A 26,165-nucleotide genomic window follows, 5' to 3' on the forward strand; every position below is an offset into this window, starting at 1 on the left:
CTGTGAACGAGACAGCCCTGATCTCGCTGTTCGGCGATGCGCTTGTGGCAACTGGCGACCGGATCGAGGGTACCGTGCTCGATGACCTGTCACGCCCGTTTCTCGGCATCGATCCGGTCAGACAATGCATGTTCAATGCGCCAGCCGGGCTGACCCTGTATCAGACATCGCCCGCGCTCTATCACCTGCGCGATGCAACCGGCAGGATCTGGTCCTGCGCGCCTGACGGAACCCGTGACGAGGCGATGGACCGTCCGAGCTGGTGCACCCTCTCCTGCCTCGCCCTGAGGCGATTTCCCGCCATCGCCCCCGCCTCGGATGCATTCTCGCCCATACCGCGCCGACTGCATTTCATCTGCAACGACCGAGCGACGCTCGATCCAGCGCTTGTCGCCAATATCGAGCGTACCGCCGCGATCAATCCCGGCTGGGAAGTCACCCTCTGGGACGAAGCCGCGCGTTTCGAGTTCATCACCGAGCATTATGGCTGGGATGTGCTCAAGCTCTATCTGATGATCGGGCCGGAATATGGCGCAGCCAAGGCCGATCTGTTCCGCTATTTGCTGATCTACAAGCTAGGCGGCGTGTATCTCGATCTGAAATCCACCACTGCACGCCCTCTCGATGCGATCTTGCGTGAAGACGATACATTCATCCTCTCGCAATGGAACATGTCAGGGTCCGGCGTGCACAGGAACTGGGGGCTCGGTGCCACCATCGCCCATGTGAAAGGCGGCGAGTATCAGCAATGGTTTCTGATCGCCCGACCGCTCCACCCCTATCTGCGCCGGGTGATCCAGCTCGTTCTGACAAGGATCGCGATCTATCGCCCCGATCTGCATGGGATCGGCGCGGTCACGACGTTCAACGTCACCGGACCGCATGCCTTTACCAAAGCCATCTATCCTGTGCGCGACGATCATCCGCACAGGATGATCGATTCCGAAACGGAAGGACTCGTCTATTCAATGATGGAAGACCATCGCGCACGCAGCGGCAGTAATTATCGTACCGCTCAGACGGCCCTCGTGACAGGCAATGAAACCTATCGCCTTTGAGTGCACGCGCACCCGGCGCGCAGTCTTACGCCTATCCCGTCAGGGCAGCGGAAAATGTGACACCCCGGCATGAATGCCGGGGCGCGTAGAGGGATCAGAAATTGACCCCAGCCTGCAGGAAAACATAGCGCCCGTAATAAAGGTCGCCATAAAGACCAGCGGCGCTGTTGGTCGAGGCATCGGCAACAAAGGGCGGCTGCTTGTCGAACAGATTGTTTACGCCCGCCTGGAACGTCCATTTGTTCAGGCGATAATCGATCGTCAGATCGTGCGAGAACACGCCGGGGGTCTTGTAGCGGCCATAGCCAAGGGCCGTGCTCAGATCCTGCGATCCGTTATTCCAGACCATGCCACCCGTATATTTCATCATATAGGTGACGCCCCAGTTGCCGTGCTGCCAGTTGACCGTCGCATAGTCACGCACGCGCGGCTGGCCCGTTCCCGACTGGTACATCAGGCGACCGGCATAGTTGTACCACTGCCCACCCGGCTCGTTCTGCTGCAGATAGCTGATGAGCTGCTGGAAGTTGTTGCCCAGGGTCACTACATCCTTGCGCGTCACGCGGATACGATAATCGAGATCGAAATCGATGCCGCTCGTCCGCAGACCGCCGATATTGGCGTAGTAATCCGTCACCGAGTTCAGCTGATCTGTGCTCGAGACGCGGGTGATGTTGTTGCAGTAATTCGTACTGGCTCCCGTGTAGCACTGATCGAGAATGTACTGGGAACTCAGATACGAGACCATGTTCTTGATCGTGTAATGCCAGTACTCCACCGAAGCCGAGAGGCCCGGCACCCAGCGCGGGGTGATCACCGTACCAATTGTATAGGTGCGACCGGTTTCCGGCTTCAGTGAGGCGTTACCACCGTAAAGCGTCGGCACCTGACCCGAGTTTGCCGCCACAAAGGTCGAGGTATTGATGCCCTGCTTGGCACAATTGGCCACGACATTGGCAGAAAGCGAGCCATAGGAACTGGCCTGGGCGCAGGGATCAGTTGCCGACGCATAACCAAGGCTGCCACCCGAATAGAGCTCGTAGACATTCGGCTGACGATAGGAGGTGCCGATCGTGGCGCGGAAGCGAATATCGCGGATCGGTGCCCAATTGATCGAGGCTTTCCAGTTCTTGGTGCCACCGAATGTGCTGTAGGACGAATAGCGGCCCTGGGCGTCGATGGTGAGATCCTTCGCGAGGAACACATCACGCAGAAGCGTGGCCTTGCCTTCCAGATAGCCTTCCGTGACGTTGAATCCGCCGCCAGTATAGGAGGCCGAGTTGGTCAGCGTATCGCCAGAGGCCACGACGGCATCTGGATGATAGGCCAGCTGTTCGCCACGATGTTCCATACCAAGCGCGAAGCCCAGATCGCCGCCGCCCTTCCAGGGCATGGTCGCGACATGGTTATTATGCATACGCAGATTCAGGTCGCGCAGCTGGTAATAATAGTGATCGTGACTGGTATAATTCGAATAAGCCGCAGCAGCCGAAGAAAGCGGCTTGAACGGATCGGACAGGACGCACCCCGACGACGTCTGACAGACCGAAGGGTTGTACACGAGAGCCGAGCTTGAGTCGGTCGGGTCAACCTGCTCCAGACCGTATTCCTGCAGAAGCTTCGCATAATTGCCCACGCCGGACATCTGCGAGGTCACCTGATTCCAGCCATAGGTGTAGGACAGATCGTACATCCAGCCATGGGTGATCTCACCCTTGGCCCCTGCGATGGCAGTATAGGTGTCTGTCGCCGTCTCGGTCCGACGATTGCCCCATTCGCCATAGCGCTTGTACATCAGCACATCTTCGCCAAACGTGTTGTAGGGCGCGTCAGCAGGGATGACGAGGCTGGATGGCAGATTGGACGGATAGATGCTGCCCGTCATCGGCTCCGGCGCCAGAGTGGTGCTGGAGGTACGGTGGCTGTACTGGAAATTGGCATAGGGCGTGAAATGGCTGTTCACGTCATAATGCGCGTCAAAGGACAGCGTGGAGTTTTGCAGCGAATTCGTCAGGGATTGCTGCGAACCGTAATTATACCGATCGGCAGAGGTCGCGGTGTGATAGCCGGTCCCGCTGGCATTCGGCACATAAGTGCCTGAATCCGTGAAGTACTTGCCCGTGGTCGGGATGGACGAGCCAAACAGCAGATCGGACGCATCGGTCGGGTCATTGGTCTGCACATTACGCGACCAGGCGCGGTTGCGCTGCATGATGCCGCTCTTGGTCATGTAAGACCCGAACAGCGTCACATTGCCCTTGCCGTGATCGAAATTCCAGCCCTTGTAGCCGGAGATCTGGCCCGTCTGGCCATCGCCGACATCGGTGATACCGCCACGAACGGTGATGTTTGCATCGTTCAGGTCGTGGCGCATCTTGATATTGATGACGCCCGCAACCGCATCGGCACCGTAGAGTTCAGAGCCGCCATCCTTGAGAATTTCGATGCTCTGAACCTGATAGACGTTGATCGTGTTCAGATCGACGCAGCTGTTATTGCCGTTGAGCGTCGTGCGCTTGCCATCGATGAGCACCAGCGTGCGGTTCTGGCCGAGGTTACGCAGATCAACACATGAAGAGCCGCCTGTGCCGTTGGTCTGCGAGTTATAGGTGCCCGATGAGCCGACCGAGGGCAGACGCTGCAGATAGTCGCCCACCGTCGTGGCGCCCGTCTGCATGATCTGCTTGGCGGTGACGATCTGCACCGGATTGGCATTGGCGTTGTTCGACGTGCTGAGCGCCGAACCGGTCACGACGATATTCTCGCTCCCGCCGCGGCCGGTCGAATCATTGACCGGCGCAAAGGCATTACGCTGTGCCGTAGCCGTACGCGTGACGGGCATGGCAGACGACGCAGCCGCCGGAGCTGCCGCAATAGATGCCGGGGCCGGGCGGCGGACGCTGTTCTGCGCGCTTTTGGATCCCGTACGCTTATGAGCCTTGTGAGTCGTCGTCCCTATTGAAGACGACGATGCAGCAGCGGCTTGCGCAGCGTGGAAATGCCCGAGGGCCAGTCCGGCGCCGAGTGTGGAGACAAGCAGCAGTCTTTGCTTGTTCCTGATGATCTTCATGATGCTTTTGACCTCCAGTAAGGCGTTCTGGAAGCGAAAAGATTTCACAAACGAAATTACGTCCAGAGGGTTATTGCGGATCTGGGCGCGCAGAAGCGGATCATTGTATTTTTATCACAAAGTTACTTACCTGAGTTGTAAATTGAACTCATATATTACTTTCGGTTATTATAGATACACTTTTGAAATAATCAGACTCACTCAGAAACGTTTTCGGAGATAACGTCTTTCCGGACGGGGAATGCAGACAGATGGGTAGATGATCACCCCTTGAATATCTCTCATCGATGGGGAAGAGGCGCCATCCCATGCGGGATTTGCGCGCCGTCCGTGAAATCGAGGTGAATCTCTCAGGCGCTGCGGGTCGAGAAATACGCCGTGAAAGCCCGCAATGCGGAAGGTACGTGTTTGCGGGAGGGATAATAGAGGTGAAAGCCCTCTCCCACTGACGTCCATTCGGGCAGGACGAGTTCAAGCGCGCCACAATCGAGAGCCGCTCGGGCTCTGTCCTCAAGGCAGTAAAACAACCCTCCCCCTGCACAGGCGCAGGCCAGCGATAATTCGCTATCGCCCAGAATGACCTGGCCCGGCACATCGAGCGCGCATTGTCGTTCGCCTCTGCCCAACTCCCAGGAACAGAGCCGTCCGGTTCCCGTGCGGATACGAATGCAGCGATGGCGCATCAGATCCTCTGGCTGGCGGGGACGTCCCATGACGTCGAGATAAGCCGGCGCACCCACAACAACCCAGTTGAGATCGTCGGTCAGACGTCTGGCAATCATGCCTTCAGGGACAGTGCCCCCATAGCGTATGCCCGCATCGAACCCCTCGGATACTGCATCCACGACGCGATCATCCACCACGATATCGAGCTCGATGGCGGGATAAAGCGCCATGAACGCCGCCAGCCTTGGCGCCAGGAGCAAAGTCGCTGCATCGCGCAGGGTCGTGATACGCAACCTGCCCGAGGGAAGCCTCCGAAAAGCCTCAAGCTGCGCCAGCGAGGCGTCGATCCGCTCGAAATGCGGGGCGATCTCCGCAAGAAGCATCTCACCCGCGCCGGTAAGCCTGACCTGCCGTGTCGTCCGATGGAATAGTCGCACGTCCAGTCTGCGCTCGAGCTGCGTCATGGCATGGCTCAGTGCCGAACCCGTCACGCCCCGCTGCAAGGCCGCCCGGGTGAAGCTGCCCACCCGGGCGATGGCAAGAAAGCTTTCCAGACTGTCCTTGCTGATCCCACTCGCGTTCATTCGTGAATTTCTTTCATCTCACCATCAAAATGAGCGCTGTAAACCGGAAATGGCCCGGAATGTTCCCTGTCCCGGCGATCAGACGGATCGCTTTCAGGAAAGGACTCACCCCGTGACCCATCGCCCCCTTGCTCTCGTGACCGGCGCTTCATCCGGCATCGGCTTTGAACTTGCGCTCGAATTTGCGAGAAACGGATATGATGTCGCCCTCTCCGGATCGAGCGCGCAGATTTTCGATGCCGCAAAACACATTGAGGACCTTGGTGCGACCGCTTATGCCCATCGGGCCGATGCAGCGACCCATGAGGGGGTGGAAAGCTTCTGGCAATTTACTCTAGGGCTTGGCCGACCTCTTGAGGCTGCGGCTTTGAATGTCGGGATTGGGCTCGGGGGCGCTTTCATTGATACGGCCCTGGAGGACGACCTGCGCGTGATTGCGATCAACATCACCGGCACTGTCCATATGGCCAAGAATGTGGCGCGCTTCATGGTCGCACAGGGCCACGGGCGTATCCTCATCACCTCCTCGGTCTCTGCGACGCTCCCCACACCTTTCGAGACCGTCTATGGCCCCTCGAAAGCCTTCGGCTTCATGTTCGCCGAATCCCTGCGCGAGGAACTGAGGGGAAGCGGCGTCACCGTCACTGCCCTGCTACCGGGCGCCACGGATAGCCGCTTTCACAAAAATGCTGGCATGGCGCGCAGCGCGATCGATCAAGGCTCCAAGAATGACAAGACCCTGGTGGCTCGTCAGGGCTACGAGGCCCTGATGAAGGATCTCGACCATGTTGTGGGCGGTGATGATGCGACCAGGCGGATGGTGGAGGAAAACAGGCTCACGCCTGAACCCGTCAAGGCGGCGCGCCATGCCCGACTGACGCGCCTGAATCCCTGAGCGACTTTCCTTTGCTCGCGACCTCTCCAATCATGGAGAGGCCATAGGCGTCTCCCGAAGACTATTGCTTCAGAGAGACTGCCCGCCCGAAACCTCGATACGCTGCGCGTTCACCCAGCGATTATCCTCCGAAAGGAGCGAAGCGATCATGGGGCCGATATCCTCGGGCACGCCCACGCGCCCGAGCGCGGTCAGCCCGGCAATATGGCGGCTGATCTCGGGATTGTCGCGTACCATGCCCCCCGAGAAATCGGTCTGAATGGCACCGGGCGCGACAACATTGGCCGTTATCCCCCGTATCCCGAGTTCCTTGGCCATATAACGCGTCATAACCTCTACGGCCCCCTTCATCGAGGCGTACACGATCCGGCCGGGGAAGGTGAAACGGGTCAGACCGCTGCTGACATTGAGAATACGCCCGCCATCCCGGAGCAAGGGCAGAAGCGCCTGCGTCAGGAAGAAAGGCCCCTTGAGATGCTCGCGATAGATCCGGTCGAACTCATCCTCAGTAGTATCGGCCAGACCGCCATTATGCGCGCTGCCCGCATTGTTGATGAGATAGTCGAAATGGGTGAGGCCCCATCCCCTCAGGATCTCGTCCACAGAAGTGGCAAATTGCGCAAAGCTGCGTGTATCGCCAACATCGAGTTGCAGGATGGCGGCCTTCACCCCTGCCGCATGGGCGATGGCCATGACGGTCTCCGCGGCTTCTCGATTGCCCTGATAGGTCAGGATCGCGCCAATACCCCGCTTCGCCAGAGCCTCGACTGTAGCGCGTCCAAGGCCGCGGCTGCCGCCCGTGATCAGGGCGATAGGCTGATGCTGTGTCATGATGCTGTTTCCTCTCGCTGGTGATGAGCGCAACATTCCATGCGGTGAGGCTTGCGATAAGGCAGGAAGACCTGTCATCATTGTTCCGTAATACGGAATAATCAGATGGATCGACTGGCGAGTATCGACCTCTTCCTGCGTATCATCGAGCGCGGCAGTTTCAGCGCGGCAGCCGCATCCTGCGGGATCTCCCGACCTGCAGCGACCGCAGCCATACAGGCGCTCGAGCAGCGTCTCGGTGCGCGATTACTGCATCGTTCTACGCGCCATGTACAGCCCACCGAGGAAGGCAGACTTTATTACGCCCATTGCCGGTCGATCGTCGCATCGCTGGAAGAAGCCGACAGATCCATCGGCTCCGCGCTCTCGGGCGTGATCCGCCTCGATACGGTCGGGCATCTGGCTCGCACGATCATCCTGCCCGCTCTTCCCGAGTTCCTCTCCCGCCATCCGGGGCTCACCGTTCATCTGGGCGAAGGCGAGAGGCTTGTGGATCTGTTGCGCGAGGGCGTCGATTGTGTGGTGCGTGGCGGCCCTCTACCCGATAGCGACATGATTGCCCGTCCGCTTTGCCTTTTGCCCGAGGTCACGGTGGCCAGCCCGGACTATCTGGCCCGCCATGGCACGCCGCGCAACCCGGATGATCTGGACGGGCACTGCATGATCGGTTTTGCGTCTTCCCGCACGAAGCAGATCCTGCCACTGGAATTCAGCCTTGAAGGCCGTCTTGTCGAACGCCTGCTACCGGCCAGGCTGCTCGTCTCCGGCGCCGAGTCCTCGGCAACCGCGGCTTGTCTGGGGCTGGGCCTTGCACAGGCGCCGCGCTATCGCTTCGAAGCCGAATTGGCTCGGGGGGCGCTGGTGGAGGTTCTGTCGGACTTCCCACCGGCACCAACCCCATTGACGCTTCTCTACCCCAGCAACAGGCAGCTTCCGCCACGCGTGCGGGTTTTCATGGATTGGCTGGTTGAGATCTTTGGGGCTTTCGACAGGGACAGGCAGCAGCACTCCAAAAAATGAAACGCCCGATTTCCGACCTCATGATCAGGCCGGAATAGCTAGGATCGCGTCATGCTGTTCGATCTTCCCTCCCATGAGACGCTCTATGAAGCCCTTCTGGCGCGCGATGCCCGCTATGATGGGCGGGTTTATGTCTGCGTCGGCACGACAGGCATTTTCTGTCGCCTGACCTGCCCTGCGCGCAAGCCCCTCGCGACCAATTGCAGCTTTCGCGACAGCGTGAGGGGATGCATCGAGGCCGGTTTTCGCCCGTGCAAGCGGTGCCATCCGCTACAGGGGGGCGCAAGCCATGACCCACTCATCGCCCAGTTGCTCGACAGTCTCGATGCCGATCCGGGTCGACGCTGGAGCGAGCGCGATCTCGTTGCCCTTGGTCTTGATCCCTCCACGGTGCGGCGCAGTTTCACGCGGCATTTCGACATGACGTTTCTCGATATGGCGCGGCAGCGGCGCTTGCGTGACGGATTCACCACGCTCTCGCTAGGGGAGAGCGTGATTGCAGCCCAGATCGATTCAGGGTTTGAATCACCCAGCGCCTTTCGCGAGGCATTTTCACGCCTGATTGGCTGCGCGCCTGGGGCGCTCAAGCAAGGGGGACTACTTCAGGCAAGCTGGATTGCGACGCCCCTGGGCGACATGCTTGCCGTCTCATCCGCACGCCATTTGCATCTTCTCGAGTTCATCGATCGCAAGGCCCTCCCCCGCGAATTGACAGTTCTGCAGGTCGCGCTCAAATCTCCGCTCGGCCTTGGCAGAACCGAGGTTACCGAGCAGGCGCGCGAGGAACTGGACGCCTATTTCAGCGGCAGGTGTGCGCGCTTTGAAACCCCTCTCGCGCCTCAGGGATCGACCTTCACACGCCGTGTCCATCGCGCCTTGCAGGCAATCCCGGCGGGCGAAACGCGCAGCTATGGCGAGCTTGCACGAGCGATCGGCCATCCCGGCGCCGTCAGGGCCGTAGCACGCGCCAATGGTGCCAATTGCATTGCGCTCATGATCCCCTGTCACCGCGTGATCGGCTCAGATGGCAGCCTGACCGGTTATGGTGGCGGCCTGTGGCGCAAGCAGCGGCTGATCGAGATCGAGCAAGAAATATCGATCAGCGGAACATGCTCGCGCTCCTGATCCGATCAGTGAAGCTTTGATGCAACGCCTTGCGCGCTTCGTCTCCAGGGCATCTAGAATCTGTTGATAGAGTCAACTTACTGTGACTAAGTTTTTCCGAATCGTTTCGAAACATGTTCGGACGGTCTCGGCCACGCCCGGATGCGATGGGATACGCAACAGACCAGGCAGGTGGAATGAGACAGGGGAAGCCGTTGGGCCGGAGGCGCGTGATCATGCGCCTTCGGCTGGTATATGTCGTTGCGATGATGATCTTCTTCGTCATCTACAAGGTTCTTGATCCCCTTGGGCTCGAGAGCGCAACGAAGCAGACATCTGCGGGATTATTCAATGCGCTCACCGCCCCTTTCTACGGCGCGGGCGACCCTGACTCCCATCGCCATGTCGCAGTGGTCGAAATCAACGATCAGACGCTCCAACGTTTCGGCACTGCATTTCCACTCTCCTACACGCGCCATGTATCGATCCTGAACCAGATACTCGACGCTCACCCGGCAGCGATCTTTGTCGACTTCCGCATGATGCGCGAACTGCCCGGAGAGAGTCTCGACAGCTTCACCCCTGTCATCGCACGGGCACGCGTGATGAATGTTCCGCTTCTCTTCGCCCGTGGGGAAGCAGGAGACGGGCAGGCCGCCCTTCCCCCACAGCTTCGTCCGTCGCAGGTCTACAGCAACGGCCTCGAAAGCACTGGCACCTATCCGCTTGTCGATGAGGATGCGGCTTCCGAAGACACGGACGCCCCCTTCAAGGCAGTCAATCCTGCCTGGGCACTTTATGCGCAGCTTTGCCACCAAGGCTGGCGCGCAAAGTGCAACGCAATTGATACTCATGACTTCACCCGTCCCATGGTGATTCGCTGGGGTTTGGCCCCCGATCCGGCGCAGGATCAGGTCAGCGACCTCCGGGAGAGCTGGCAACGCGATTGTGGGGGGTGGCTGTTCCATTCATGCACCCGACTGGGTGCAGCTTCGCGTCTTGCTCTGAACTATCTTTTCTTCCACTCCAAAGGGAGCGTCAGGCATTTCGCCTTTTATCCCCTGGTGATGGGTGCCGAGCAGCTTGGCCACAGCGCGCGTGATGCCCCCCCCGGTAGCCCGCCGCTTTCAGCACTTATGACTGGGCGGGCCGTCTTTTACGGTTCGGATATCCGCGACCAGCATGACGATACCATCGTGCCCCTGCTTGGGCGGATCCCTGGTGTCGTCACCCATGCCATGGCTTTCGATAATCTCGTAACCTATGGCCCGCGCTACTTCCACGAGCCGCCCGAGATCGCACAACTGGGATGGCTGAGACTGGACAAGGCCGAACTGCTCGAGGCCCTGATCTGGCTCGTGTGTAGCGTGGCGCTCGTCATGCGGCTCAAGCCGGCGCGACGGGGCGAGGCAGACGAAACCTACAGGCAGAGCCCCGAGACCCATCATCATGCCTTGCGCTGGACACAAGGCAGACGGCGACGCAGCGTCGCCTGCGCTCTGGCCGCAGCAGTCACTGTTGCGCTTCCGGCTGCCTCCGAACTTTCGCCCGACATGCTTATGGATCTCGTCATCATCTGGCTTTTCGTGACCCTGCTTTTCATCGGGGCATGGGCCATGCCCCCACGACGCCCCGCGAGCGAGGCGCCGGGCGAGGAAGAGCGCGGCCTGACATCACAACTCTGCTTTTTGGCCAGTCTGGCCGCGATAGGCTTCGCTCTGAATGAGGCTGGTCCACGATGGCCGAATGCCGACTGGATCGGACTGCTCCTGCTCTGGCTCGCCGCCGGGGTGGAAGAGGAACAGGAGCGCAATCGCTTCGTTCAGCCGCTCTGCCGTTTTCTGAACCGGCTTATCGATCTCCCGCGCGACACGAGCCGGGCAGTTCGGACACGACTTGCACAGTTCAGAGGATAGGTTCCCCCCCTGGTTTTACCCCGTGCAATGGCTCTGCCCGGTTCTTTCCCACTGGATGAAAGGAGACCCTCATGACCAAACGCTTTTCCAGTCCGACGCCAGGCGCGTCAGACCGCCCGCAATCACAACAGAAATCATGCCGCGTCAGCCTCGCAGGGGTTCTATCCGTGATGATTGTCCTGCTAGCCCAGCCGGGTGTTGCTGCAACGGCGCCCGTCATCAAGGGCACTTATAACACCCCCTCCATTCAGGCCTATGACCGCAACGGCCAGCCCACCACCCGGGTCGAGGCGGCTTCTCTGACCGGCCATCGCGTGATCGCCAAGGATCCATCCACCGATATGCTCGCAGTCGAGACCGACAAGGGTGTCGTTTACGTCACCGAGGATTCCGTCGAGGCCGAGATTGGAGCTGTCGCGCCCACGCCTACGCAATGCGTGCAGATCGGCGCCGCCTCCACCGACGAAGTCGGCGGCAGCACAAACAACCTCGGCCGCAACTGTCATGGAAGCTGAATGATGTATGCACCATCCCGTCCACTGGCTGCGCTGCTCAGCCTCCTGACCCTCACCGCCTGCGCCGGAGAGGGCGGTAGCGGAATTCCCACCAGCGGACGCCTGATCGATCAGATGCATCCTCCTCAGGACTACGCGCAGGCCACGACCGTGCAGGGTCTGTTGAGCCCAGCAAACACGCTGGCATCGGGAGTGATCGAGGCCCCTCAGGTGTCGGCCTACCCACAGGAGATCGTCGACCGATTGCTCAATGGCTGGTCCGGCCCTAAGCCGGATGCGCGCGTCTGGCTGACGCCTGATATGGCCTTCACATCGGATGTATCGGTCGGAGGCGCCATATTTCTCAATACCGGACTGATCCGCTATTTCCACGATACGCCGGATATCCAGAAGGAAGATGCCCTGGCTTTCGTGCTGGCGCATGAATTGTCACACATCCTGTTGGGCCATACGGCTGCGCAACGCGCAAGCAAGGCGCGCAAGGACTATGCTTTCAGCGCCATGAAATGGGGGTCCGTTATTGGTCGCTTCGCTGCTGGCAGTGGGGCTGCAGGCGATGTCAGCAGGGCCATCGTCTCTTCCATGGGCGCCAAGGCCTTTCTTGATACGACCCTGTTCCCCTCATGGTCGCGTGATCAGGAAGAGCAGGCCGATGCGCTCGCTGTCGATCTGATGGCGCGTGCAGGCTATGCCGTCAGTGCTGCAACAGATGTGATGGACGTCCTGATCAGTTCTGAAGATCAGGAGATGCAACGTCAGGCACAGGACGAGCAGAAGACAGGCAAGAGCTTTGTCGCAGACTCCGTTACCTTCCAGGCGAAAGCAGGGGACGGACTGGATGGGGCAATTGTGGACGCGCTCAGAGCGGTTGCCCAGCAGCACCCTCATGCACGCGAGAGACGTGTCGCCCTGGCGGCCTACCTACGCCAGGCCTATCCGGTGCGCGCCCATGTCGCACTCGAACGCAGGCCCTTGCAACAATGGGAGTCCAGTCGCCCCGTCGCTGCACTGCTCAAGGGCACGGAACAGCTCAATCAGGCAGCCGTTCAGATCAAATCGGCCCAGTGGGGTCAGGCCCGACAGACATTGGCCCATGTCGCCCAGCCCGCCAGCGGAAGCGCCTATTACGCGCTCATGGCGTATCAGGTATCCGTGCAAACCGGACAGAAGGCCCAGGGGGTCAAGCTGCTTTCCGCAGCGGCACAGCGCGATGACGTCACGTTCCCGATCGCGACGGAATGGGGCATGGCTCTGACATCTGCCGGCAAGTACAATGAGGCAGAAACATATATGGCCACCGAACAGACGGCCATGAACAATACGAGCTTCCTCCCTTACCGCATCACAAACGCCCGCAAGGCCAAGGACGAGGTGAACGCCTTCAAGCTCTCGGCGATCTGTGAGGGACTGGGCGAAGACGCCCTTGCCAAGCAATGTTCTGCCGTCGAAAAGAACTGACAGCCCTGCTGCCCGGTGGTTTCAGCCGAAACCTCTGGGCACGCATGCAATAGGGGCACGTTTTGACCATACTTGCTAGTTACGCCGGCGCCGGCCGGCAGCGCGCCTGACCGTAGGGTTGGGCATCAGCTGCCCCAAGAATACGGGACAGACTTGATTTAACTTGGATATTGTCGTGCCCATGCTGCACTATGCGTTGCCAATGCCAATACTGCCGCTAAATATTCAAAGTCTCGTCTTTGTCCGAGAATAAAAATAGCGGTTAGAAGGACCGATTGCACCATGTCTTTCCCAGAACTCCCGCCCCGCAAGACGCTTCCCATCCCGCCTCGCCTCCCCTCCGGCGTGATCAAGATCGGTGTCGTTGCTCTGGGCGCCGTTGCCGTGATCGCAATCCTGAATCCGTTCTACCAGATCGCCTCGGGCTATTGCGGCATTCTGACCAATTTCGGCTCGGTGCAGCCCACTGCGCTCGAGCCCGGTCTGCATATCGCGATACCGGTCTATCAGAAGATCATCTCCGTCTCCACGCAGCCACAGACCATCACCTCGCATGAACAGGCTGCAACGCATGACCTTCAGGATGTCCGCACCTCCGTATCGGTCACGTTCCATATTGCCTCCGCCGATGCGCCGGGGTTCTTCCGCGATTTCCGCACACTTGATGTTCTCGCGCGCCGGATCATCGAGCCCACGGTCTCGAACGATGTGAAAGCGATCACCGCCAATTATAATGCGGAAGAGCTGATCACGAAGCGCGACCTGGTGGATGGTCAGATCAAGGATCTGATCATTCGCTCGCTCCAGCCCTATCATCTGACCATTCATTCCGTGAACACGGCGAACTTCGCGTTTTCGACCGCCTACGCGCAGGCCATCGAAGCCAAACAGGTGGCTCAGCAACAAGCATTGCAGGCCCAGTACACGCTGCAACAGACCCAGATCTCGGCGCAGGCTCAGGTGGTTCAGGCCAAGGCGCAGGCCGATGCCGCCGTCGCGACAGCACAGGGACAGGCTCAGGCGCTGCTTGTGACGTCTCAGGCGCAGGCCAAGGCGAACAGTCTCGTCTCGCAATCCCTGACACCGGCCCTGTTGCAGCAAAAAGCGCTCGATCGCTGGTCGGGTACCATGCCGACCTATCTGAGCGCAGGCGCCCCCCTCCCCTTCATCGGCTCGATGGAGTCCGTTCAGAAATAGAAGCCTCATTTCCTGGCGAGCGTCACGCCCTGCTCCTGACAAAGTCCTCTTGCCGATCCGGTGCTCTCTCCAAAGCGTGGCACCGGATTTGGGAACGGAAAACGGCTTCAGACACCGCGATTGCGGCCGGCGTGCGCTTCTCGCCCCATCACCTGCGCATAGGGAAAGCTAAAGGCCGCGCCGAGATGGCGAACGGTTCCTGAGGTATCACGCCCGCTCGTTCACCTGCGACCTGGCCCGACAAGGTAAGAGACAAACCGATTCCGGAACGACCATAGCCGGTCCGCATTCCGTTCGCCCTTCAAGGCCAGCATGGGGGTCCTTAAACAATCCGCCTCCCATGTCCGTTCCTCATATCCTCCGAGCCAGGAGTTGCGAGATTCGTACATACGGGCATTCCTGCGCTTATTGCTTCAACAAAAGCTTTCATAAACGCAGCCGCATTTTATCGACGCCCCCTCCCGCGCGCACCCGCCAAAGACATAGAACCTGGACGCATCACATAAAAAAACCGCCCTGTCTTTCGACAGGGCGGCTCTTTCATAACCTTGATGGAAAGGCGCTGGATCAGAAATCCATATCGCCCATGCCACCCATGCCACCCGGACCACCGGCCGGAGCGGCCTTCTTCTCGGGCTTCTCGGCAACCATGGCTTCCGTCGTGATCAGCAGGCCGGCAACCGAAGCTGCGTCCTGAAGAGCCGTGCGGACAACCTTGGTCGGATCGATGATGCCAGCGGCCACCAGATCTTTGTACTCGGCGTTCTGTGCGTCGAAGCCGTGCGTGTAGTTGTCGATCTCGAGCACCTTGCCAGCGATGACAGCGCCATCTTCACCAGCATTGAACGCGATCTGACGCAGCGGAGCCTGCAGGGCCTTGCGGATGATGTCCGCACCGACGCGCTGGTCGTCGTTCTGGAAAGCCAGATCCTTCAGGGCAACGGAAGCGCGGGCAAGAGCCGTGCCACCACCCGGAACGATGCCTTCTTCAACGGCGGCACGGGTTGCATGCAGCGCGTCATCAACGCGATCCTTGCGCTCCTTCACCTCGACTTCGGTGCTGCCACCGACGCGGATGACGGCAACGCCACCAGCCAGCTTGGCCAGACGTTCCTGCAGCTTCTCGCGGTCGTAGTCCGAGGTGGTTTCCTCGATCTGCGCGCGGATCTGTGCACAACGGCCCTTGATGTCGTCCGTGTTACCGGCGCCTTCAACGATCGTGGTGTTTTCCTTCTCGATATGCACCTTCTTGGCGCGACCGAGCATGTCGAGCGTAACCGTCTCGAGCTTGATGCCGATATCTTCGCTGATGACCTGGCCACCCGTCAGGATAGCGATGTCTTCCAGCATGGCCTTGCGACGGTCACCGAAGCCGGGAGCCTTGACGGCAGCAATCTTGAGGCCACCGCGCAGCTTGTTGACGACCAGCGTGGCCAGAGCCTCGCCATCGACGTCTTCTGCGATGATCATGAGCGGACGGCCGGACTGCACAACGCTCTCGAGCAGCGGCAGCATCGGCTGAAGCGAGGACAGCTTCTTTTCGTGGATCAGGATATAGGGGTTATCCAGATCCGCCATCATCTTTTCGGCGTTCGTCACGAAATACGGCGAGATGTAGCCGCGGTCGAACTGCATGCCCTCGACGACGTCGAGTTCGGTGTGCAGGCCCTTGGCTTCCTCAACCGTGATCACGCCTTCGGAACCAACCTTCTGCATGGCCTGCGAGATCATCTCGCCGATTTCATGCTCGCCATTGGCCGAGATCGTGCCGACCTGCGCCGTTTCGGCAGGGGTCGTGATCTTGCGGGTGTTCGCCTTCAGCTCTTCAACGACGGCTGCAACAGCCTTGTCGATGCCGCGCTTCAGGTCCATCGGGTTCATGCCAGCGGCAACAGCCTTGGCGCCCTCACGGATGATGGCCTGGGCCAGAACGGTTGCGGTGGTCGTGCCGTCACCAGCGATGTCGTTGGTCTTCGAGGCCACTTCGCGCACCATCTGGGCGCCCATGTTCTCGAACTTGTCGGCCAGTTCGATTTCCTTGGCGACGGAAACGCCGTCCTTGGTGATGCGCGGTGCGCCGAAGCTCTTGTCCAGAACAACGTTGCGACCCTTAGGGCCGAGCGTGACCTTCACGGCGTCAGCCAGGATATCCACGCCACGCAGCATACGCTGGCGGGCATCAGCGCCGAATCTTACGTCTTTGGCAGCCATTATCTTTTCTCCAGTAGAGGTTCAGTGTGCGAAGATGGGGAGGCTGGAAATCAGCCGATCACACCCATGATGTCGCTTTCCTTCATGATCAGCAGCTCTTCGCCGTTGATCTTCACCTCGGTGCCGGACCACTTGCCGAACAGCACACGGTCGCCAGCCTTGACGTCCAGTGCCACGAGCTGACCCTGCTCATTACGGGCGCCCGAACCAACGGAGACGACTTCGCCTTCCATCGGCTTTTCCTTGGCGGTGTCCGGAATGATGATACCACCGGCCGTCTTCTGCTCGCCCTCAAGGCGGCGAACGACGACACGGTCATGCAAAGGCCGAAAATTTGTCATTATGGATCGCTCCACTTTTCTCTAAGGCGGCGTCCTTGCTCAAAAGCAACGCCGCCGGTTTGCGCGCCCGCTCAGCCGCAGCGCGTTAGCACTCCCGATACGAGAGTGCCAAACAGGTAAGAGAGCCCTGCCCTATCGTCAAGGGTCGTTCCTGTCATCTCCGTCATTTTTCATCGAGCCTTCATTATTCGCGCCAGCAGGCACGGCGAAGGCTGCGTCCTCCAGCTTGGCGCCATCAAGTTCGCGTGCCCTGATCCCGCGCTCAAGCTCGGTTTTCAGCCTTTCGGCCCGGGTCCGACCGTGAAGGATCCGGTTTTCCTCCGCAAGGGCCGCATCCTTCTCACGCGCCACACGTTTGCGCACACGACGCAGATTGATGATTTCTGCCATGGTGATCGTTGATCTCCCGACGCAATGAACAAGAATGAAGGAGGGTCGTTCCGTGGGACACCTGATATCCCTGACCGCCTCGGATACCCACCATTTTAGCGCCTACGAGGCCGGTGAGGCCAGTGCGCCGCGCGCCCTCGTCGTGGTCCAGGAAATCTTCGGCCTGACCGATCATATACGCGCCGTCTGCGATGAACTCGCTGATCGTCACGGCTATCACGTGATCGCTCCGGCCCTGTTCGATCGCGCCAGGCGTGACGCCGTACTGCCTTATGACCAGAATGGCATGAGCGAGGGCCTCGCCCTGCGTGAACGGATCAGCCCGGATGGACTTCTATCGGATGTCACGGCCAGCGCCCATGCGCTCAGTCATCATGGCCATGCGAAGGTTGGAATCCTCGGCTTCTGCTGGGGCGGACTTGTGGCCTGGGAGGCAGCAACACGCACGCGCCTCTTCTCTGCTGCCTGCGCATGGTATGGGGGTGGTATTGCCTCAGTCAGTCACGAAAAGCCGCATTGCCCCGTGCAGCTCCATTTCGGTGGCGAGGACGATCATATCCCCCATACCGATATCAACACGATCCGCGAGAACCGCCCGGAGGTCGAAATCTTCGTTTATGACGAGGCCGGTCACGGGTTCGGCTGCAATGATCGTCCAAGTTTCAATCGTAACGCCCGCGATCTCGCCCATGAGCGCAGCATCGCGTTCTTCTCCACTCATCTCTGATTTTCTGAAAGCCGCGTCATGCCCAGCACAGACAGCACCAATCCCCTGATTGACAGCCCGGAGCGCGATGCGCGCATCACCGCCAAGTCGCGCGAACTCTGGGAAGCCGATGGCAAGCCGGGATGCGGCCCGGAAGCCTATCTCGAAAACGCCTCGGAAATCATCGGCATGGAGGAGCATCCCCATACGGGCGAAATTCCGGTAAGCAGCCTTCCTGACCCGGCGCTTGCCGATGTGCAGGTCGAAAATGCCGAAATTCAGGAGAACCTTGGGGAGTTTCCCGAGCGCCAGACCGATCAAGGCGATCGCGACCACTTTCCCGAGAAACAGAATCGGTCCTGAGCAAGCTCACACTCCGGCCACCGGAGCACCGGGAAAAGGGCCGTTTTCGGCCCCTTTCCCAAAGGCGCTTCAGCGCAGAACGCGCCCCGCCACGGCATCGAGCTTGGCGAGCATCTGCGGATCGCGTGCATTGGGTGCCGTGATGATCGCGTGGTCGAGCGCGCGCTCGGCCCCAGAGGGGCACAGCCCACGCGTGCGACCGAGTTCCGGAATAATCGCCTTGACGAGGGCCTTCGCCTTGGCCGCGTTCTGGGTCATGACCGCCACGACGGCATCCACCGTCACGGAATCATGGTCGTCATGCCAGCAATCATAATCGGTCACCATGGCGATGCTCGCGTAGCACATCTCGGCCTCGCGAGCGAGTTTGGCCTCGGGCATATTGGTCATGCCGATGACCGAACAGCCCCACTGGCGATAAAGCTCGCTCTCGGCGCGGGTCGAGAATTGCGGCCCTTCCATCACAAGATACGTGCCGCCGCGGACCAGTTCCACGCCGATCTTTCCGGCCTGCTCCGCGATCACGTCCCCCATGCGTGCCGATACCGGATCGGCCATGCCCACATGGGCCACACAGCCCCGTCCGAAGAAGCTCTTCTCGCGCGCAAATGAGCGGTCGATGAACTGGTCGACCAGCAGGAAGACGCCGGGCGGCAGATCCTCACGCAACGACCCGACCGCCGAGAGCGAGACAATATCCGTCACACCTGAGCGCTTGAGTGCGTCGATATTGGCGCGGAAATTGAGCTCCGAGGGAGGAATGGGATGACCGCGGCCGTGGCGTGGCAGGAATACACAACGCACACCATTCAGGCGCCCGAAAAGCAGGTCGTCCGAGGGCTCGCCCCAGGGCGTCTCGACACGACGCCATTCCTTCTCTTCCAGTCCGTCAATGTCATACAGGCCCGAGCCGCCGATAAGGCCGATCACGGGTTCGATGGTCACATCTTCAGTCATCAGGTTTCACCTTTCCGGTCTGACCGCTTTGCAGGGCTTCAGGAACACCAGAATGGGGCGTTTCGCAACCTGTCAGTGTTTTCATCTCCCCCGTCATGGTTTCAAAAGCCCCGTTTTGCTATAGGCTTGCCCATTCAGGCTGGCGCAAGACCAGCTGAAACAGAAAGCGGAGCTTGTGATGAGCGCGACTTTGGATCCGAAAACATTCGGCACCCTCATCCGTGACCATGTCCCCCATGATTCCTTCAAGGAGGCAGCGCGTCACTGGTTCGAAGCGTTGCGCGACAAGATCTGCGCTTCATACGAGGCGATCGAGGACGAGGCTGTCTCCCGACACTCTCCCGTGCTGCGTGACCGGACCGAGGCGGGACGTTTCGTGCGTACGGCATGGAACCGCCATGACGACCCGAGCGGCAACCTGCATGGCAGCGGCGTCATGTCCGTCATGCGTGGGCGCGTGTTCGAGAAGGTCGGCGTCAATGTCTCGACCGTCTGGGGAGAATTCTCTCCCGAATTCCGCAAGAATATGCCTGGCGCCAATGAGGATCCGCGCTTTTTTGCGACCGGGATCTCGCTGGTCGCACATCCCTGTAACCCCCATGTCAGCGCCGCGCATTTCAACACCCGTATGATCATTACCAGCAATGGCTGGTTTGGCGGTGGCGGCGACATCACACCCATCTTTCCGGACAGCGAGGAAGCCAAAGCGGACGCGGCGGATTTCCATCAGACCTTCCGCGATGCCTGCGCGCGCCATGACCCGGCCTATTACGAACGCTTCAAGGCATGGTGCGACGAGTATTTCTATCTGCATCATCGCAACGAGCCCCGCGGCCTGGGTGGCATCTTCTATGACCATTTCGACAGCGGGAATGTCGATCAGGATTTTGCCTTCACCAAGGATGTGGGCCTCGCCTTCTTTGAAGCCTATCCCCGTGCAGTACGCTCGCGCATGATGCGTCCCTGGACCGATGAAGAGCGCGACGCGCAACTGATTCGTCGTGGTCGCTATGTGGAGTTCAATCTGATACATGACCGTGGCACGGTTTTCGGACTGAAAACCGGTGGCAATACCGAGGCCATTCTCATGAGCATGCCTCCAGAGGTGAAGTGGCCCTGACGAACGGGACACGATTTGGCCGCAATCGTCTGGCTTATCGCGGCAAGCCAGCCGATCTGGCGGTGAAGGGAACGACGTGCACAGCAAGATGATGTCTCTGGCGGCAAAAAGAATGCTGAGCCGCCGCAGTCTTCTCTCCACCATCGCCGCGACCACAGTGGCGACCATCCTCCCTGCCCGCGCCTGGGAAGATGACATCAGCGCCGAAGCCCGCCCTGCTCTGGCAGATACCCCCCGTCTCATCGTTGGCGGCGGCCCCGACTCCCTGCCTGGTCAGGTTGCGCCCATTCTCGCCACCGCCCTGGCAAGGGGACTATCCACCCTCACCCCCATCTCGACCCATTACGATCTGGGCCGGGACGGGGTGACAGCCGCCAATCTCTTCGACACCCAAAGCCCGGAAGCCGATGGCAACACCGCCATTCTGGCGCCCGGCGCTGCCCTGATCGCCTCGCTCGCGGGGGATGCGCGAGTTCATTTCGATTACTCGCGCTGGGCCGCGCTCATCATGGCGCGCCGCCCGGTTGTCACGCTCGCCAAGGCGGAACTCCACAGGTCCCTACGATCTCGACTGAGCGGCATGTTCCATGACCGCCCTGTAAGACTGGCGGTGTCGCATCCCACCGGCGTGGAGCTTTCCAGCCTCCTTGGGCTCTCCCTTCTGGGCCTGCACCCCCTCCCTGTCCCGGGATATGCCGGCAAGGCAGAAGCGCTCGAAGCGCTCAAGAGCGGTCAGGTCGATGCCGTGCAGCTGACGCCCGGGCCGGGGGACGATCTCTCGGCCGATATCGCCTCCGCTCCGGAGGGCATCAAACCCATCTTCTTTTCCGGCCCGACGATCGCCGGGGTTCCGAGCTTTGACGCGACCTATGCAATGGCCCGGGGCCATGCGCCCTCTGGCGCATTATATCAGGCCTGGGGTGCCGTCTCGAATGCTGCCGCTTCGGCATTGATCCTCGCCTTACCCATGCTGACACCGCCACTGGCCATTGCGCGGTGGCGCCACGCGGCGCAGGAGGCGGTCACGGAGGCCGCACTCAAGACCTGGAATGACTCCCAGCACCTGACGATCACGGCAGGCGCCGACGCGGCCCCTCTGTTAAACCAACTCGAGCCGGAACTGACATCGCTTCTCGCCCTCAGACGCTGGATCAACAATAACCAGCCAAGATGGCGTCAGGGTCAGGAAACGCGCCCCACCTGAACAGAGCGCGCACTGGTCCTCACGCGCTGTGCCGATAGCGCCGCACCTGCCATTGAGCGCATCTCGATGCCTCAGAGGCGATCGCGGGATCTCAGCAGGATACGCACCGCACCCTTGTTCTTCTTGTGAGTATGCACAACGGCGAGGATGAGCGGCCTCAGATCACCCCGATCAAGCCAATGAGGCAATTCCTGCCGGATCACGCCGCCCTCCTGACCGCTGCCAAGGCCGGTAATGACTTCGACACAGCGCACACCCTGAGCGCTCGACGCATGCAAGAAGTGGTGGAGCTTGTGAAAAGCGTCCTGGGCAAAATGGCCATGCAGGTCAAGACGACGCTGCGGCTTCATCTTGCCGCTGGCAAGCGCATTCCACGATGTCGTATCAAGCCCAGGCTGACGATTATTGATCTCCAACCGCGCATGCTGCCGCGCCCTTGGCACGGGGACCGCCATGACACGCATGACCTCTCGGATACGCAGAGTAGGCGACGCGTCCGCTGAGGTATTCGAGCCGGGCCCGGCACCCGCCTTTCCCTGAACGTCCCCTGACCGGTCGGCCATATCGCCAGAAGGATTTTGCTGATCCGAGGAACGGCGTTGGGGACGACCATGTCGCGTTGACAGGCGGCCGGCCTTGTCACGCAGAGGCAGGATCGTGCGCGCGAAGGAGCGCCAGAGGCTTTCTTCGTCCGAACTCAAGTCGCGTCGGGCCACTACCAGTCCTTCTCTGCACAAGGGCGGTCTTCCCGCCCCTGTGTCTTACTGGGCGTCAGGGGCCTTCAATGGCGGTTCAGCAACCACCTGCTGTAACGGAACGCCCTGATATCGGCCAGTCAATGTTTTGAGGAACGCAACGATATCATCGACATCGCTTTGGGGAAGCGTACCGTAAGGCGTCTGGTACCGCGCCATCTGACGCACGGCCTCGTCGAGAGTTGCGGCGCTGCCATCGTGGAAATACGGCGCGGTCAGAGCGATGTTGCGCAGGTTGGGCACCTTGAAACGCTGACGATCCTCGAATGCATGCGTAAAGCCTTCGCGGCCGGAATCGACGGCGCTCAGCTTTGCCTTGCGGTCATCGAAATAGGGCCCTTCGAGACCCATGACCTCATAGGCGTCGCCGCCGATCGCGACACCGCTATGGCACCCTGCGCATCCAAGAGCCTTGAAACGCGCGTAACCACGCTTCTCTTGCGCCGTGATCGCATTGTTATCACCCTTGAGGTAGAGATCGAAGGGGCTGTCCGGTGTGATCAGCGTCTTCTCATACTCGGCAATAGCATTGGTGACCGTCTTCTCATTGACGGAGTCAGGTCCGTACAGGCTCGCGAACGCCGTGTGATATTCGGGCACGGCCGCGATAATGGCTGCTACCGCATTCCAGTCATGTGCACCCATTTCTACCGGATTTGTCACGGGGCCAGCGGCCTGGGCGGCAAGATCGACGGCGCGTCCGTTCCAGAACTGGGAGACGCTGAACACAGCGTTATAGACCGTGGGGACATTGATCGGGCCTTTCTGGCCGTTGATCCCGGTCGCAGTGACGAGGTTGTCTACCCCCCCCTTGTCCAGCCCATGGCAGCTTGCACAGTTGAGCTTGCCATCTCCGGAAAGACGCCGGTCGAAAAACAGCTGACGTCCGAGTTCTGCCTTGGTCCAGTCGACGGGCAGACTTTCCGGGATAGGCTGAATGACCTCGCCGGCGAATTGCGGCGCCACCCCCGGTGTCGCGTAGTAGCGCCGACGCTGGTCGGCGACCCAAGTGAGCACATCATGTCTTGCTCTCTCGGTCATATAGGCATGCGGATGCATCAGCAGATAGGCTGCGGGCGGCATACGGTTCTGGCTGATGACTGCCTCGATGCGCGAAAGCTGCTCGACCGAGGGTGGTTTACCGCTCATGAAGGCCGCCAGAACGGGCTCGAAACGGAAATGACGCTGGCCCGCCACGAGGTCGCGCTTCATGATCTGATTTGCAAAGGGAAGCTTGAAGTAGAAAGGCAGATCGGCCTTTTGCGTGTGGCAGTAATCGCAACGCGTTTCCTGGAACGCGCTATAGGCCGCGAGCGCCTTTGGATCATGCCAGGTCGGGCTGCCCGTTGGCAGGCGGGGGGCGCCCTGATGATCGAAATGGGTGAGATAGGCTATCGTTCCACCATAGGCCAAAGCTCCGGCCACAACCAAACCTGCAATTGTTGTTTTTATAAGCCCTTTATTTACGGCGGTACCCGTCAACCGTCTCTCTCCCTTTAGTGATCGTGCGATACATCACAATGACGACACATTTCCCGAGTGTCAAAATAATGATCCCGATTAATTTGATCGTTTTTACCTATGAGCGTGACAAGGAGGCCTGAGCTGAGATGCGCTCTCGGCAAGCGCTCTTCACCTCGCCCGCCGATCTCAGGGAGATGAAGCGGCGTCGATATCCCCGGTTTGTGCGCGAGGCATCCCTTCCCCATCAGGGAGATCGGACCGGTGCAGATCCTGACCATGATCCCCGCGACGCGCTTGCCCCGGCAACGGATCGGGATCGACCGCCTCCCGCCTGGTTTCGTCAGGGTCGCCGTCTGGCACCCCCTCTCCCATTGCAGTGCGCAGCCTTCTGCGCGCCACGGCGACATAGCGCGTATCGATATCGATCCCGATACCGGTCAGCCCCAGTTCCTGAGCCGCAATGAGCGTGGTTCCGGTGCCCATGAACGGATCGAGAATAACCGAGCGGGCATCATAGCCGTGTAGCGTTGCGCAAGCCGTCGGCAGGGCTACCGGAAATGTCCCAGGGTGGAGGAACTTCTCCTTGCGGTGACGGACCGTTTCATAGGGGATGAACCAGGTATTGCCCCTGCACCGGCGATCGACCGCGTGGCGTCGGCGACTGATATTGCTCTTGTCGGTGAAGGGGACACCCGCCGCGAGACGTTGCAAGGGCACATCACCCCGATGAGTCAGATGAAAGACATGCTCATGGTTATGATTGATGAAACGCGACGAGTTGACGGGCTTGAAATGCCCATAGGTCTTCTCCTCGATCGAGACCGATTTGATCCAGACGATATGATTTTGAAGCACAAAGATATCACGCAGCTGGGTGATCAGTTCGAAGGGTAGCCACGGCTGCGCCGATGACCCGGCGATATTCAGGAAAAACGACCCATCCGGCTTCAGCACGCGCGCAATCTGGGTGCAGATGGTCTGCATCCAGCCGATATAATCCTGCTCCTCCAGCCTGTCCTCGTAGCTTCGATAGGCGACCCCGATATTATAGGGGGGAGAGGTCACGACAATATCGACGGACCCGGTCTCCATACGGCGCATGACATTGAACGCATCGCCCCGAATCAAGGCATGACGACCAATCGCTTCGCGCCGTGCCCTGACTTTTTCCTGCATGATCAGGCGGGCGGGTGCGGTAACAGGACGATCATGCGCCCATGGCTGCGAAGCGAGCCGGCCACCTGCTCGGCCTCCGCCCCCCATCCGGTAAACAGGTCGGCGCGCCCGACGCCCTTGATGTCACTACCGACATCCTGAGCGAAGGTGAGATGGGTCCAGCGCCCCTCACCGCCACTTGCAAGCGGAATACGCGTCTCGAGCCAGAGCGGCACCCCAAGAGGCAGAAGCGAGCGATCCACCGCAACGGAACGTCCGGGGGTCAGCGGGATGCCCATGGCACCCGGAGCGCCACGATCCAGCGGGATCGTGTCCACACGCTTGAAAAACACATAGTCGGGGTTCTGCTCCATCAGGCTACGCGCCTGATCGGGATGGGCAGCAAGCCAGTTCCGCAGAGAGGGCAGTGACACATCCTGCGCGGCCATCTCTCCACGTGAGACCAGAATGCGTCCAATAGGAACATAGGGTGCACCGTTCTTGGCTGCATAGCCGACCCTGCGCACCGACCCGTCGGTCATGACCAGGCGGCCCGAACCCTGTATCTGCAGAAAGAACAGGTCTTCCGGCGAACGTAGCCAGGCGATTTCGAGCCCATGACCGTCAAGCGCGCCGCCATCGATCTCGGCACGCGTGTAATAGGGAACGAATTTTCCGTTATCCCAGCGCCCTGTCACCCAGTCGCCGACGGTATCCTTCGTTCTGACCAGATCGCCCGGAGCGGCATAGAGTGGCGTCTGGAATGCCCCCTCACGCGTGGCCGAGGCATAGATCTGGGGTTCGTAATACCCGGTGAAGAAGGCATCATTCGAAACGAGATAAGGCGCGAACCATTGCTCGAAATAGCGTCGCGCCTCTTCCGGAGCGCTGGCTACGGATTGGAGCGCTGTACAGGCCCCAGACCAATCTCCCGCCCTGCTTCCGTTCGGGATAGTGCCCTCAGCGCCCCCCAGATGGGTTTCAGGCGGAAGGCGCATCAGGCGCTGGCACTCGCTCCGTAATTCGGGAAGCAATTGTGCGGGGGTTTCCGCAGACCATCCATCCAGCATCGCGTAACTGACGGGCGTCAGATCGAGCCGGGTTTCCTGCTGCGGCTCCGCGCAGGATGAGAGGAGCGCGAGGCCAAGCCCCAGGGAGATACGAGAAACTATGTTCATGCCAAAC

General features: G+C 60.1%; 22 protein-coding genes and 1 pseudogene. 12 read left to right on the forward strand and 11 right to left on the reverse strand.

Annotated elements, in window-relative coordinates; translation table 11 throughout:
• Positions 1–2: 2 nt before the first annotated feature.
• Positions 3–1,058: a glycosyltransferase gene (locus WFJ47_RS00730; protein WP_336760191.1), complete on the forward strand. Its 1,056-nt coding sequence runs from the start codon at positions 3–5 to the stop codon at positions 1,056–1,058.
• Positions 1,059–1,152: 94 nt separating this feature from the next.
• On the opposite strand, the gene WFJ47_RS00735 is transcribed toward WFJ47_RS00730, so the two are convergent.
• Positions 1,153–4,128: a TonB-dependent receptor domain-containing protein gene (locus tag WFJ47_RS00735; RefSeq protein WP_336760192.1), complete on the reverse strand. Its 2,976-nt coding sequence runs from the start codon at positions 4,126–4,128 to the stop codon at positions 1,153–1,155.
• Between the two features lie 350 nt (positions 4,129–4,478).
• Positions 4,479–5,378, reverse strand: a complete 900-nt coding sequence (locus tag WFJ47_RS00740) for a LysR substrate-binding domain-containing protein (protein WP_336760193.1) — start codon at positions 5,376–5,378, stop codon at positions 4,479–4,481.
• A 112-nt stretch (positions 5,379–5,490) separates the two neighbouring features.
• Between WFJ47_RS00740 and WFJ47_RS00745 the strand changes: the two genes are divergently transcribed.
• Positions 5,491–6,273: an SDR family NAD(P)-dependent oxidoreductase gene (locus WFJ47_RS00745; protein ID WP_336760195.1), complete on the forward strand. Its 783-nt coding sequence runs from the start codon at positions 5,491–5,493 to the stop codon at positions 6,271–6,273.
• Positions 6,274–6,342: 69 nt separating this feature from the next.
• Here the strand turns inward: WFJ47_RS00745 and WFJ47_RS00750 are convergent, their stop codons facing one another.
• Complete coding sequence (locus WFJ47_RS00750; RefSeq protein ID WP_336760197.1) at positions 6,343–7,104, reverse strand: SDR family oxidoreductase; 762 nt, start codon at positions 7,102–7,104, stop codon at positions 6,343–6,345.
• A 105-nt stretch (positions 7,105–7,209) separates the two neighbouring features.
• Between WFJ47_RS00750 and WFJ47_RS00755 the strand changes: the two genes are divergently transcribed.
• The 6 genes from WFJ47_RS00755 to WFJ47_RS00780 all read left to right on the forward strand — a co-directional run bounded on the left by WFJ47_RS00755 (position 7,210) and on the right by WFJ47_RS00780 (position 14,314).
• Positions 7,210–8,124, forward strand: a complete 915-nt coding sequence (locus tag WFJ47_RS00755; RefSeq protein ID WP_336760199.1) for a LysR family transcriptional regulator — start codon at positions 7,210–7,212, stop codon at positions 8,122–8,124.
• A gap of 51 nt (positions 8,125–8,175) precedes the next feature.
• Entirely contained in the window at positions 8,176–9,249 is a 1,074-nt protein-coding gene (locus tag WFJ47_RS00760; protein ID WP_336760201.1) for a trifunctional transcriptional activator/DNA repair protein Ada/methylated-DNA--[protein]-cysteine S-methyltransferase, read from the forward strand.
• Positions 9,250–9,464: 215 nt separating this feature from the next.
• The gene (locus WFJ47_RS00765) at positions 9,465–11,144 is read left to right on the forward strand and encodes a CHASE2 domain-containing protein (protein ID WP_336760203.1); all 1,680 of its coding nucleotides are present in this window, start codon (positions 9,465–9,467) and stop codon (positions 11,142–11,144) included.
• A 71-nt stretch (positions 11,145–11,215) separates the two neighbouring features.
• Positions 11,216–11,659: a hypothetical protein gene (locus tag WFJ47_RS00770; RefSeq protein ID WP_336760205.1), complete on the forward strand. Its 444-nt coding sequence runs from the start codon at positions 11,216–11,218 to the stop codon at positions 11,657–11,659.
• Entirely contained in the window at positions 11,660–13,117 is a 1,458-nt protein-coding gene (locus WFJ47_RS00775; RefSeq protein WP_336760207.1) for a M48 family metalloprotease, read from the forward strand.
• A 282-nt stretch (positions 13,118–13,399) separates the two neighbouring features.
• Entirely contained in the window at positions 13,400–14,314 is a 915-nt protein-coding gene (locus WFJ47_RS00780) for a prohibitin family protein (protein WP_127101216.1), read from the forward strand.
• 567 nt (positions 14,315–14,881) lie between these two features.
• On the opposite strand, the gene groL is transcribed toward WFJ47_RS00780, so the two are convergent.
• From groL to WFJ47_RS00795, 3 genes are all read right to left on the reverse strand, one after another.
• Positions 14,882–16,525, reverse strand: coding sequence for a chaperonin GroEL (gene groL / locus WFJ47_RS00785; protein WP_127101218.1), 1,644 nt, complete (start codon positions 16,523–16,525; stop codon positions 14,882–14,884).
• A gap of 50 nt (positions 16,526–16,575) precedes the next feature.
• Positions 16,576–16,866 (reverse strand): co-chaperone GroES, encoded by a 291-nt coding sequence (gene groES / locus WFJ47_RS00790; RefSeq protein ID WP_127101220.1) that lies wholly within the window; start codon positions 16,864–16,866, stop codon positions 16,576–16,578.
• A gap of 138 nt (positions 16,867–17,004) precedes the next feature.
• The gene (locus tag WFJ47_RS00795; RefSeq protein WP_336760212.1) at positions 17,005–17,256 is read right to left on the reverse strand and encodes a DUF4169 family protein; all 252 of its coding nucleotides are present in this window, start codon (positions 17,254–17,256) and stop codon (positions 17,005–17,007) included.
• Positions 17,257–17,308: 52 nt separating this feature from the next.
• On the opposite strand from WFJ47_RS00795, the gene WFJ47_RS00800 reads away from it, so the two are divergent.
• Complete coding sequence (locus WFJ47_RS00800) at positions 17,309–17,983, forward strand: dienelactone hydrolase family protein (RefSeq protein WP_336760214.1); 675 nt, start codon at positions 17,309–17,311, stop codon at positions 17,981–17,983.
• 18 nt (positions 17,984–18,001) lie between these two features.
• On the forward strand, positions 18,002–18,325 hold the full coding sequence (locus WFJ47_RS00805; RefSeq protein ID WP_127101226.1) for a hypothetical protein: 324 nt from the start codon (positions 18,002–18,004) through the stop codon (positions 18,323–18,325).
• A gap of 69 nt (positions 18,326–18,394) precedes the next feature.
• Here the strand turns inward: WFJ47_RS00805 and WFJ47_RS00810 are convergent, their stop codons facing one another.
• Positions 18,395–19,282, reverse strand: coding sequence for an S-methyl-5'-thioadenosine phosphorylase (locus WFJ47_RS00810; RefSeq protein WP_336760216.1), 888 nt, complete (start codon positions 19,280–19,282; stop codon positions 18,395–18,397).
• 178 nt (positions 19,283–19,460) lie between these two features.
• On the opposite strand from WFJ47_RS00810, the gene hemF reads away from it, so the two are divergent.
• Positions 19,461–20,402 carry an oxygen-dependent coproporphyrinogen oxidase gene (hemF, locus tag WFJ47_RS00815; RefSeq protein ID WP_336760218.1) on the forward strand — a complete coding sequence of 314 codons (942 nt, stop codon included), beginning with the start codon at positions 19,461–19,463 and terminating at the stop codon, positions 20,400–20,402.
• A gap of 112 nt (positions 20,403–20,514) precedes the next feature.
• Positions 20,515–21,606, forward strand: coding sequence for a hypothetical protein (locus WFJ47_RS00820; RefSeq protein ID WP_336760220.1), 1,092 nt, complete (start codon positions 20,515–20,517; stop codon positions 21,604–21,606).
• Between the two features lie 71 nt (positions 21,607–21,677).
• On the opposite strand, the gene WFJ47_RS00825 is transcribed toward WFJ47_RS00820, so the two are convergent.
• From WFJ47_RS00825 to WFJ47_RS00840, 4 genes and pseudogenes are all read right to left on the reverse strand, one after another.
• Entirely contained in the window at positions 21,678–22,322 is a 645-nt protein-coding gene (locus WFJ47_RS00825) for a Smr/MutS family protein (protein WP_336760222.1), read from the reverse strand.
• A gap of 45 nt (positions 22,323–22,367) precedes the next feature.
• Complete coding sequence (locus WFJ47_RS00830) at positions 22,368–23,813, reverse strand: cytochrome c peroxidase (protein WP_127101514.1); 1,446 nt, start codon at positions 23,811–23,813, stop codon at positions 22,368–22,370.
• 381 nt (positions 23,814–24,194) lie between these two features.
• Positions 24,195–25,001, reverse strand: a pseudogene (locus WFJ47_RS00835) (DNA-methyltransferase); the annotation flags it as partial.
• Between the two features lie 2 nt (positions 25,002–25,003).
• Complete coding sequence (locus WFJ47_RS00840) at positions 25,004–26,158, reverse strand: MltA domain-containing protein (RefSeq protein ID WP_336760226.1); 1,155 nt, start codon at positions 26,156–26,158, stop codon at positions 25,004–25,006.
• Between the last annotated feature and the right edge of the window lie 7 nt (positions 26,159–26,165).

This window comes from Asaia sp. VD9, assembly GCF_037150015.1.
Lineage (GTDB): Bacteria > Pseudomonadota > Alphaproteobacteria > Acetobacterales > Acetobacteraceae > Asaia.

Excerpts from the sequence above, each read along its gene's own strand:
- WFJ47_RS00820 (WP_336760220.1), top strand. The coding sequence starts at position 20,515 with ATGCTGAGCCGCCGCAGTCTTCTCTCCACCATCGCCGCGACCACAGTG.
- WFJ47_RS00765 (WP_336760203.1), top strand. The coding sequence starts at position 9,465 with ATGCGCCTTCGGCTGGTATATGTCGTTGCGATGATGATCTTCTTCGTC.
- hemF (WP_336760218.1), top strand. The coding sequence starts at position 19,461 with ATGAGCGCGACTTTGGATCCGAAAACATTCGGCACCCTCATCCGTGAC.
- groL (WP_127101218.1), bottom strand. The coding sequence starts at position 16,525 with ATGGCTGCCAAAGACGTAAGATTCGGCGCTGATGCCCGCCAGCGTATG.
- WFJ47_RS00775 (WP_336760207.1), top strand. The coding sequence starts at position 11,660 with ATGATGTATGCACCATCCCGTCCACTGGCTGCGCTGCTCAGCCTCCTG.
- WFJ47_RS00770 (WP_336760205.1), top strand. The coding sequence starts at position 11,216 with ATGACCAAACGCTTTTCCAGTCCGACGCCAGGCGCGTCAGACCGCCCG.
- groES (WP_127101220.1), bottom strand. The coding sequence starts at position 16,866 with ATGACAAATTTTCGGCCTTTGCATGACCGTGTCGTCGTTCGCCGCCTT.
- WFJ47_RS00810 (WP_336760216.1), bottom strand. The coding sequence starts at position 19,282 with ATGACTGAAGATGTGACCATCGAACCCGTGATCGGCCTTATCGGCGGC.
- WFJ47_RS00795 (WP_336760212.1), bottom strand. The coding sequence starts at position 17,256 with ATGGCAGAAATCATCAATCTGCGTCGTGTGCGCAAACGTGTGGCGCGT.
- WFJ47_RS00740 (WP_336760193.1), bottom strand. The coding sequence starts at position 5,378 with ATGAACGCGAGTGGGATCAGCAAGGACAGTCTGGAAAGCTTTCTTGCC.
- WFJ47_RS00760 (WP_336760201.1), top strand. The coding sequence starts at position 8,176 with ATGCTGTTCGATCTTCCCTCCCATGAGACGCTCTATGAAGCCCTTCTG.
- WFJ47_RS00735 (WP_336760192.1), bottom strand. The coding sequence starts at position 4,128 with ATGAAGATCATCAGGAACAAGCAAAGACTGCTGCTTGTCTCCACACTC.
- WFJ47_RS00780 (WP_127101216.1), top strand. The coding sequence starts at position 13,400 with ATGTCTTTCCCAGAACTCCCGCCCCGCAAGACGCTTCCCATCCCGCCT.
- WFJ47_RS00805 (WP_127101226.1), top strand. The coding sequence starts at position 18,002 with ATGCCCAGCACAGACAGCACCAATCCCCTGATTGACAGCCCGGAGCGC.
- WFJ47_RS00750 (WP_336760197.1), bottom strand. The coding sequence starts at position 7,104 with ATGACACAGCATCAGCCTATCGCCCTGATCACGGGCGGCAGCCGCGGC.
- WFJ47_RS00755 (WP_336760199.1), top strand. The coding sequence starts at position 7,210 with ATGGATCGACTGGCGAGTATCGACCTCTTCCTGCGTATCATCGAGCGC.
- WFJ47_RS00840 (WP_336760226.1), bottom strand. The coding sequence starts at position 26,158 with ATGAACATAGTTTCTCGTATCTCCCTGGGGCTTGGCCTCGCGCTCCTC.